The sequence below is a fragment of the Endozoicomonas sp. ONNA2 genome (genome assembly GCF_024606365.1).
GTDB lineage: Bacteria > Pseudomonadota > Gammaproteobacteria > Pseudomonadales > Endozoicomonadaceae > Endozoicomonas.
Genome location: NZ_JAHHPO010000063.1, coordinates 1 through 1,007 on the forward strand (window position 1 = coordinate 1; position 1,007 = coordinate 1,007).

Consider the following 1,007-nt stretch of genomic DNA (forward strand, 5'->3'; position numbering starts at 1 on the left):
CCCTCTAACCCTTGATATCATTGATGGTAATCAATTTATCGGGAATTGCTGGAAATAGAAACGCTTCGTTATATCAAGTTCAGTTGTATGACTAATAAAGTGATAATAGCGAGCTTTAATCGCCTTCTTACACCACCTGATGTCGTCTAAAGCTGCTTAAATATAAACGTAAGTACACCTGATTCTACCGCCCCGGGCTTTCCGGGTACTGCTATTCAATAAGTTTTTAAAAACAAAGACGGCAGTAAAGATATTCCCTATCTGTATTGCAACGTTCTGGAGAGTGATGCCTGCTTCTTCGTCAAATAGCCCCGCTATTCTCCTCAGAATCAGAAATTTTTAGCCTCAATTTCTCGCAATCCTCGCTACGGGGACGCCCAGTCGGGCGCTATTCTCGGACAGCCTCCTGGATGATTCATAGTGGTTAACCCTGAAATTGATTGAATGACTGATTTTTCAGCTGGCTTCAGCCGGGTCGTTACGAAAGTCGGCAAACTCCCTGATCATTTGCCTTGTCACTGTCTGTTGCCACTGACCGGTTGTTTTGCCCTTAAGCGCCTGCAAACTGGTCCTTGCTATCTGGGCGATCACTTCCTCCTGCAACCGGGCGTCGTTGATCTGATCGCCGAATTGCAGATGGGTAAACAGTTTCCAGGCTTGCTGGTTCAGCTGGAAAGTTTGCCAATCGGGGGACTGCCTGTCCGAAGGCTGATCCGGGCCTTCCGGGATAGCCGATGGCGCCTGTGTCGCTTTGGCGAAATCGACCTCCAACCGGGCCAGGGGTTCTGCAAAATGATCCAGACCCAGATAGTCGGGTTGGCTGGCCAGAGTCTCCAGCAGCTCCAGTTGCCTGGCCGGTGCCAGATTCATAAAGCGGGACTGCGTTTTATGGTAACGACCGGAGACCAGGCTGTTAACCAGTGGCAGGTCGGTTAGTGGTGTGAAGTCGATATCAAGAGAATTTCAGTCGATAAAGTTGCAGCTGGCTGTAGAACCATGTTGGTGAA

At 49.2% G+C, this 1,007-nt stretch carries 1 protein-coding gene; it reads right to left on the reverse strand.

The annotated features are described in order from the left end of the window. Positions 1–456: 456 nt before the first annotated feature. Positions 457–870: a hypothetical protein gene (locus KDK14_RS00925; RefSeq protein WP_257263136.1), complete on the reverse strand. Its 414-nt coding sequence runs from the start codon at positions 868–870 to the stop codon at positions 457–459. Positions 871–1,007: the final 137 nt, after the last annotated feature.

Bases quoted from the DNA above. Each gene is read 5' to 3' on its own strand.
- KDK14_RS00925 (WP_257263136.1), bottom strand. From the start codon at position 870: ATGAATCTGGCACCGGCCAGGCAACTGGAGCTGCTGGAGACTCTGGCC.